Here is a 3937-nt window from a genome sequence, read left to right as displayed (position 1 = left end):
ATGGTTTCGGGAAACATGGTTCCGTCATTCCCACCCTTGATTGTAAAGTTGGGATTGTCCGCTAGGTAATCCCCTGCCTTTCACGCTTTAAAGCGTTTATGGCAGAACTTGTCGAGCGGCGACCGTTAGTTGAACAGTCCCTGCTTTTCTTTTTAGTCAATATCTTGTGGGTCACCAGAAAAATCTTTGATTTTACCACTATTAATGTCTACTGCATATCGCCCATTTGTAGAGGTATGCCCAGAAACTAAGGTAGCATATCTTACAATGACGTGGCCCTTTATCTCTCCGTCATATGCTAGAAAGTGGTCTTTATCTTCTACAAAATCATCATAAGTATTACGCATATAATCTCTGACTAAGGAAATAGCTTTTTTCTGGTTTTTTTCAGGGGTGTCTGTTTCAATTTCAATACCCTGAGTACCGCTTTGAGTCTTAGAGTTATCTTTATTTTTTTGCTCGATCTTTTCAATTAACTTAATAATTTCTTCATCGTCACCTGGTTCTATGTATTGCATCGATACCCCATTGATGACATGATTTGTCCCAGTTTCTTATGCACATTTTTGCAATGATAAAACAGGCTCCATGGTAGTCACTCCTTGTTAAAAATCCTTCCGCTCATAAAGCCAAACTGATAAAGCATAGGACAGCAGTGTGATGATAATACTGAAGCCCGCAAGCAGCATGATAAAGACATTTGGATTTGCCATAATGGTCTCCACCATATTATCTAGCGAGTCCATCCTGGGATTATGATAAATATTCATAACCATCTGTACGCCAATCGATATTGTTACTCCTACTATCACCGACAAAGATATCGCTGGAACATAGCCGAACAAGCGATGGAGCGGATAGAACAGAGACATCAGCAGAAGAAGTCCGGCAAGGGCCAGCAGCAAATCCCATCCAGTCATCAGACGAGCCGAGAATGGTGCAAAGGTGACAAACAGAAACACATAGATGGACATTAGCATCGCAGCCGGGATGAACCATAGCAGTGGTGTCAGATATTTTGCCAAAATGATTTTCTTACGGGTGACAGGCAGGGTGTTCATCAGTGCCGGTTGCTCATAATAAGTCGCAGAGCTAGGGATCCAGGCAGCAAGAAGGATCAGCAATAAATATGCTGCTTTGGCGTGCCGCTTGTAAAAAAGCCGGTCATGGGAATAAACCAGAAAAAGACCAAAAGATAAATATATGCTTTCTGACCGAACATTTCATTACGCAATAGTTGAATGACCATTTTTACGCTCCTTTACCGTATAAAACATAATGTCTTCAAGCGACGGCCGCTCCAGCAGCACCTGCCCGGATGCCTCTCCGGCAAGCTGCTGTTTATCCGCAAGCAGCCCTTCAAATCCAATATCCGTTTCCTTTACACCATGCAGCAGACGGCGCCTTTCTGTGGTCAGCCACTCATTCGGCCCTTTCACCACTGCATAGTGATCCAACAACGCATCCTTTTCTTCACTCACCACAATTTTCCCGTTATCGATAAACGTGATAAAATCGGCCACCTTCTCCAGGTCTTGCGTGATATGGGTCGAGAAAAACACCGCTTTTTCTTCGTCCTGAATAATGTCCTGCAAGAGCTCCAGCAACTCCCTGCGAAACACGGGATCCAGCCCTGAGGTTGGTTCATCCATGATAATCAGCACCGGATCATGGGACAACGCCATCGCCAAAGAAAACTTCATTTTCATCCCTTTGGAAAGGTGGTCTACCTTTTTCATACTCGGCAGTTCGAACAGGTCTAGATAATGTTTGAACAACTTCTCATTCCATGTCTTATAAAAAGGGGCAAGCAGCTTCTTGTTCTGTTCCAGCGACAAATGCCCGTAAAAGAAGTTTTCATCCTGGACAAATCCGATATGCTGCTTGATTCCTTCCGTGTTCTCTGTATGTGTCTTCCCAAAAATTCGTACATCTCCTTGATAGCGACGGTTCAGGTTCATGATGCAGCGGATGGTTGTGCTCTTGCCCGCTCCATTCGGGCCAATGAAGCCGGTAATAAAGCCTTTTTTCACCGTTAAGTGAATCCCTTCCAAGGCAAAATTGTAAAATCGTTTCTCTAAATTTTTCACTTCAATTATATTTTCCATCTCGTTCACTCCTCGTAAAGCAATGTCATCATCTCGATCAATTCATCGAGCGGAATGTTGAACGCTTTGCTGTCTTCCAGCATTTTTGCCATTTGATCCTCAATCAGCTTTAGCTGCTTTTCCCGCAGCAGCTCGGAATTTTGCGAGGCAACAAACGACCCCTTGCCCGGAAACGTTTCGATGAAGCCCTCTTTCTCCAGCTCTTCATACGCCTTCTTTGTGGTAATCACACTGACTTGCAGATCTTTCGCCAGCTTGCGAATCGACGGCAGGCTTTCTTTTTCCTGCAGCTGGCCGTGAAGAATCTGCTCCTTCATCTGATTTTTGATTTGCACGTAGATCGGCTGATCCACCGCATTGGAAATTATGATATTCAACGCATCACCTGCTTTGATTAGTTCCGTTAATACTGTATATGTATAGTATATACAGAATTAACAGTTAAGTCAAGGTTCTTCTCATAAAAATTAAAGCTGTCCTTTATTTAGTACCGAAACGAAACCTAGTATTGGTAGGGGATTGGAGGGATATTGGACAAACAAAAAACTGGACCCTTATTGGATCCAGCTTGAATTTGTACCGGTGTAACTGCTAAATAGTTGGTATATCAAAGAAAAGAGAACTTTTTTATGCTAAAAGTAAGGTCTCCAAATCATCCACCGCCTCAGAAGCACTTTTCCCATCAATACGATATTGATAGTTTGCTCTTTTATATGTTCTTCCGAAGTATTCTATATCAAGGCTAATATCTTTTAAATAATACTTCTCACTTTCTTCAGATAATTCCACTTCAATCGGATTTGAATAATCATCAAAAAACTTAATACGCTGCAATATGTTTTTTGCCCTGTCTTTTAAGGCGACCGTTACCAGAGTATCATCCTGCTTAATAATCCGCCAATAAAAATCCATCAATCCGCTCGGTGGCATAGCAATAATAAAATTATCATCATTCTCTTCAAGAATTTTATTTAGAACAACTCTTGCCTTCTTTCTATAGCTATGTTCTGTTAAAAATTCTCTTTTTAGAAATGAAATAGGATGGTCAAAATAATTCTCAATTTCATAATCAAAGTCAAAAAACTTATAGCCCGCTTTATCGGCAAGCATTTTTCCTATCGTCGACTTTCCTACACAGGATACACCAGTAAACACAATTTTCATCCGTTTTCCCCTCCAGACACATCTGGTGTTGCTTTGAAATAAAACATTTTGTGCTTTGTGTTATTCCGTTAAAACGCCCATTAATTTAAGATTTAAAGCTCTAATCAATGTACTTTTCTACAGAATGATCATTTGAAAATTTTATAAGCTTCTTTGAGCTGCAAATAAAAAGTAATCCAAATCCAAGTATAGTAAATCCCAAAGGCCAATATAAGTTGTAAAAGGTTCCATGGATAATTGACGCAAAAATTAAAAATGTCAAAATGCCGATCCCGATAATGGTGACCACCCAGCCAATGATCAGTATAAAACTGGAGAAAAATTCTATAATGCTTTTCAATGAAAAAACCAACCTAACAGTATTCTCGATTTGCGCGCTTCATATTGCTCAAATAAAATTAAAGTAATCCGTTACCCCATAGGTAACCAATCCTAAAATAGATAAGACACAAGTTATAGCACTTAAGAGATATGTTTTACTTTCTTTTTGATAAATCCATTTCATTATGGTATCAGGCGTTGATCTTATTCGATTACTGTCAGCAATAGGTAAGCGTTTGAAATTATCTCCGGCTTTTCCCCTGCTCCACACGGAACGTGCAAGTTTCCCCGCATTCCGCGTTCCATCTACCGTAATTTACTCGATTATAAGTTCCTCGTTACTT

At 40.5% G+C, this 3937-nt stretch carries 6 protein-coding genes; all 6 read right to left on the bottom strand.

Annotated elements, in window-relative coordinates; translation table 11 throughout:
• Positions 1-152: 152 nt before the first annotated feature.
• Positions 153-518 (bottom strand): hypothetical protein, encoded by a 366-nt coding sequence (locus tag ACFQ4A_RS16580; protein WP_382402521.1) that lies wholly within the window; start codon positions 516-518, stop codon positions 153-155.
• Between the two features lie 87 nt (positions 519-605).
• Positions 606-1124 carry an ABC-2 transporter permease gene (locus ACFQ4A_RS16575; RefSeq protein ID WP_382402520.1) on the bottom strand — a complete coding sequence of 173 codons (519 nt, stop codon included), beginning with the start codon at positions 1122-1124 and terminating at the stop codon, positions 606-608.
• Between the two features lie 102 nt (positions 1125-1226).
• The gene (locus ACFQ4A_RS16570) at positions 1227-2099 is read right to left on the bottom strand and encodes an ABC transporter ATP-binding protein (RefSeq protein ID WP_382402523.1); all 873 of its coding nucleotides are present in this window, start codon (positions 2097-2099) and stop codon (positions 1227-1229) included.
• 14 nt (positions 2100-2113) lie between these two features.
• The gene (locus ACFQ4A_RS16565) at positions 2114-2485 is read right to left on the bottom strand and encodes a GntR family transcriptional regulator (RefSeq protein WP_382402519.1); all 372 of its coding nucleotides are present in this window, start codon (positions 2483-2485) and stop codon (positions 2114-2116) included.
• A gap of 250 nt (positions 2486-2735) precedes the next feature.
• Positions 2736-3272, bottom strand: coding sequence for a shikimate kinase (locus tag ACFQ4A_RS16560; protein ID WP_382402518.1), 537 nt, complete (start codon positions 3270-3272; stop codon positions 2736-2738).
• A gap of 388 nt (positions 3273-3660) precedes the next feature.
• A complete protein-coding gene (locus tag ACFQ4A_RS16555; RefSeq protein WP_382402522.1) occupies positions 3661-3777 on the bottom strand; it encodes a hypothetical protein in 117 nt (38 codons plus the stop codon).
• Positions 3778-3937: the final 160 nt, after the last annotated feature.

Origin of the sequence: Lentibacillus salinarum, from assembly GCF_042679865.1 — a bacterium.
In the GTDB taxonomy this organism is placed as follows: domain Bacteria; phylum Bacillota; class Bacilli; order Bacillales; family Amphibacillaceae; genus Lentibacillus; species Lentibacillus salinarum.
This window is presented reverse-complemented; position numbering and strand designations above follow the sequence as displayed.